Annotated in this window: 3 protein-coding genes; all 3 read left to right on the top strand. The window is 59.8% G+C overall.

Going from position 1 to position 4,063, the window contains the following annotated elements; all coding sequences use genetic code 11:
• A partial coding sequence (locus C8J46_RS21060) for a hypothetical protein (RefSeq protein ID WP_165886695.1) occupies window positions 1-480 on the top strand: 480 nt, incomplete at its 5' end.
• Window positions 480-1,901 carry a hypothetical protein gene (locus C8J46_RS20585; RefSeq protein WP_132742547.1) on the top strand — a complete coding sequence of 474 codons (1,422 nt, stop codon included), beginning with the start codon at window positions 480-482 and terminating at the stop codon, window positions 1,899-1,901. The genes C8J46_RS21060 and C8J46_RS20585, both read left to right, overlap by 1 nt.
• Before the next feature lie 113 nt (window positions 1,902-2,014).
• On the top strand, window positions 2,015-3,616 hold the full coding sequence (locus C8J46_RS20580; protein WP_132742546.1) for a hypothetical protein: 1,602 nt from the start codon (window positions 2,015-2,017) through the stop codon (window positions 3,614-3,616).
• The last annotated feature ends 447 nt before the right edge of the window (window positions 3,617-4,063 follow it).

The following is a 4,063-nucleotide window of genomic DNA, read 5'->3' as shown; positions in this document are numbered from 1 at the left end:
TGGATCGGTGATGCTGGTGACGGCACCTACTACAGCAACGTGAACATGGGGACGCCCAACGCTCGCGCTGCGATGATCGAAGCTGGTTCGCGCACTTGTCAGCGGTTCGTCAACGGTTCGCAAACAACGCCGTCGTTCGCGCGCAACGAGACGTTCCCGCCCGTCGATCAGATGCAGATGATGGCGATGAACTTGAACGGCTTCTCGCCGAACCTCAGCGCGACGCCGGCACGCAGCATCACATCGCAGGTGCAGGCGCAGATCAATAGGGTGGTTGAAGAAAACGGGCTGCTGATCCTCGCTGGTCATCAAGACATGTTCCAGAATGCACCCGAATATCAGGCGCTTCAGGACGTAATCGACCGCTTCATCAACGTGGGTGACTTTGAGCTTCACACGCCGAACACGTTGTTCAATTCGTGGCTTGCGCAGTACGGCCCCGCGCCGACCTATGCTGCAGCATATTCGGGTAAAGCATAATGGCGCAGACGATCTTACTTGCGCCCGGCGATACGATCAGCGTGGCAATGTCGCCGGATGGCGCGGGCGGGGTGCTAACCATCACGCCCGCGCCCGTCGTTGCGCCTACGCCGCCCGCCATCAAGCCGGTTGCGCTGTTCTCCGCGCAGTCGCCCTGGAACCTGATCCCGGTCACGCCGGTCCTCGGCAAAGACGTGGTGCCAGCCGCCAAGCAAAAGCCGTGGATCGAAGAGGCGGCGTACGCCTCGAAGATCTTCGTGGCGAAGGCAGGCGACGCGCCAGTGACGGTGCGAGCCAAGCAGATCGCCAACGCACTGGAAGGCGCGGATGTGCTCATTCCGCGTTTTCCGGCGGACACGCTGCCGGCAACGGGGACAGACGGCCATTGCGAGATCGTCGATGGTGACGATCTGCACAGTTTCTTCGGTCTCCGTAAGCCTGCGAGCGAATGGATCTGCGACAAATACGCGTACTCGTCGGTCAGCGGCAGCGGTTGGGGTACAGTCGCCAATCCGGACAACAGCCGCGCGGCTGGGTGCTCGACGGTCGGCGGTCTGCTGCTGAAGTCGGAGCGTGGCATGGACGTGGTGCCGCACGCGCTCGCGATCGGCCTCGATAAGAACGGGATCAAGGCCGGACCGGTCTGGCCCGCGACGCTCGAGGACTATGCGGGCGGCTATAGCGGCCCGTTCCCGATCGGCTCGCTGCTGATGCTGCCTCCCAGCTTCGACACCGAGGTGCTTGCGCTGACGGAGAGCCGGACGATCGCGCGGACGCTAAAGCTGTACGGCGGGCGGGTCGTCGATGCAACGCAGCACACGATGAACATCTATGCCGAGATCGGCAGCGGGTGGAACCAGAGCTACGTCAACGGCAAATACTCGCAGGTGTTCGATCCTGACATGCAGGCGATCAAGGCGGCGCTGCGACCGGTTATCTCGCAGGCAGGGTGGAAGGACCGTGATGGCAAGCCGTTCACGCCCACGCTGCCCCGCTCCCAGAACCTGCTATCAATGCGCGGACCGTGGAAAGCGTATCCGGGCTCGAAGATGTTCGGCCGCTACGATGCGCGCTCGGACCTCTACGAGTGCGAAGCCACCACCGAACCGCTCGCCATCCAGCAGAGCCTGTGGACTCACGGCGAGACCGACAAGTTCGGGTGGCAGAAGTCCTGCTGGAACCTCAACCCCGAACCGGGCGCGACGTACGTCGTGCGCGCCATTGGCGGGGGCGCGATCACAGCCAAGATGCAGGTCAAGAAATCTGACTACAAAGCGTCCTATGTGGCTACGGATAAGCTTGCACCAGGCCAGTCCACGACGATTACCTGGCCGACCGAGCCGGGCACAGTAACTGAGGTCTATGTGGACAAGGCTAAAGGCGCCGGCGCCAGCATCCGGCTTGAACTCGTCAAGGCCTAAGATGCGTTATCCATACAGATTTACCCGGAGTAAACTTGGCGGTTCGTATTCTCTCATATGGGGATCACATCGTGTCGAATGATGCGGCTTCAGTGTGAGCGAAGGGGCAATTTATGATCGCGGTCGACCACAAGGATAATTTTAGCGATTTGGGGGCAGCCGCAGACTTGCCCGATTACGATCGTCGACGGTTACTCGCTATTCTCGCCAGCGTGCCAGTTTTTGCAGCCGGGGCCTATGCTGCTGTCAATGCTGATGGCAGTGGCGCCGGCGGTGACGGTGCATCGGTTGTGTCCGACAAGGTGACGGTCGTTACCGGTTCTTCCAGCACGCCGGTAGAGAGCATGGCAACGGAAACCCAAGCTGTTGCAACGCCAGCCGCCGCACCCATGGCTTCCCGTGCGAGCTTGTTCTCGGCACAATCGCCGTGGAACTCCTCGCCTATTAAGCCCAGGCTGGGAGTTTACACTCTGCCAACCGCGAAGCAGATCCCCTGGATTGAAGAGGGTGCGTACTCGTCCAAAATATTTCGCGCGGCGGCAAACGACAGTCCGATGACCGTCATTGCCGACGACATAGCCAACCAGCTCGAAGCTGGCGCAGTAACGATCCCACGATTTCCCGCCGCGACTATGCCGGCGACCGGTCAGGACGGCCATTGCGAGATCTTGGACCCGGTCGACGGTACGCTCCACAGCTTCTACCAGCTGCGTCGGACGGCAGGAACTTGGCGTGCTGGGAAGTATGCGCGGTCGTCGGCGCAGGGAAGCGGCTGGGGCACGGTATCAAATCCAGACAATGTACGCGCAGCTGGGTGCTCGACGGCTGGCGGCCTTCTTCTCGCGTCGGAGCTCGGACTCGACATCGTGCCGCATGCGCTGGCGATCGGCATGGACAAGAACGCGTTCCTGCCGGGACCCGTCTGGCCCGCGACACTGCAGGATTACAACGGCGCTTCCACCTACAAGGGAACGTTCGGGCATCGTTTCCCCATGGGCAGACTGCTGATGCTGCCGGCAGATTTCGACGTCGACAAACTCGGTTTGCCGGAATCAAGAACGATCGCTCGTACCCTCAAGAAATACGGTGGCTATATAGTCGACGCGACGGTCGGTTCGCTAAACTTCTACGCTGAGACTGGTAGCGGATGGAACAAGAGTTATGTCAACGGGAGGTATAGCGCTGCCTTCGGACCGGACATGGAGGCAATTAAGGCTTCATTGCGCCAGTTGATGGTCCACAGCGGTTTTCTCGATCGCGATGGTAAGCCTTATACACCAACGCCGTTCCGTTCGATGAATCTGTTGTCGATGCGAGGGCCTTGGCAGGGCTACAACGGTTCAAGGTCGTTCGGTAAGTATGATGCGGCGACCGATCTTTTTCAGGCCGAGGCGACCACAGACCCGCGTACGATCCGCCAGCTACTCAACACGCATGATGAGTCCGACCTGTTTGGGTACAAAAAACTGAATTGGAACCTAAACCCCGAACCCGGTGTGCGGTATTTTGTACGCGCGATCGGTGCTGGCGACATTATGGCCACGCTCGCGGTGAACAGCAAAAGTTTCAAACGGTATGGGGCGACTACCAAGCTTACGCCCGGTAGTTCTGTTGTGTTCACCTGGCCGACCGATCCGGCGACCGTGACAGAAATCTTTGTCGACAAGCCCGCGGGTGCAGCGGCAAACATCCGGCTGGAACTGGTCAAGGTATAGCCGAGTATCGCGGCGTCCCTCACCAAGGCACAGATGACGCGCTCAGGGCGCCGATGCAGCGGCAACGCTAGGCTTCGACCGCCAGCGCTCATTGAGCCAATCTCTGATCGGCTTATCATAGAAGTAGAATGCTGCCGTAGCGAGTACGCAAACTGAGATTGTCCACGCCCAGCTGATTGCCAGCATGTTGAAGCCGGTCGACTGCAAGTGGTCTAGAAGCCTCTTTGGCACGCCAAGGCCATGTTGAAGGATGTAGAGCGGATACGATACGTTACCCATCAGTGTGGCTAGCTTGGCGTATCTTGCCGGCAGGTCACAGCTAGCCGCGATCAGAACAAGGAGCGGGAAAGCCTGACGTGACCCCCGTTTTTTCCTCCAGTTGAAGCTAGAGTCCGACCCCGGAAAGGGACGGACAGATGAAGCGGAAGCAGTTTTCGGAAGAGCAGA

Source organism: Sphingomonas sp. PP-F2F-A104-K0414 (assembly GCF_004340945.1).
Classification (GTDB): domain Bacteria; phylum Pseudomonadota; class Alphaproteobacteria; order Sphingomonadales; family Sphingomonadaceae; genus Sphingomonas.
Note: the sequence above shows the minus strand (reverse complement) of the source record. Positions and strands in the feature narration are given on the sequence as shown.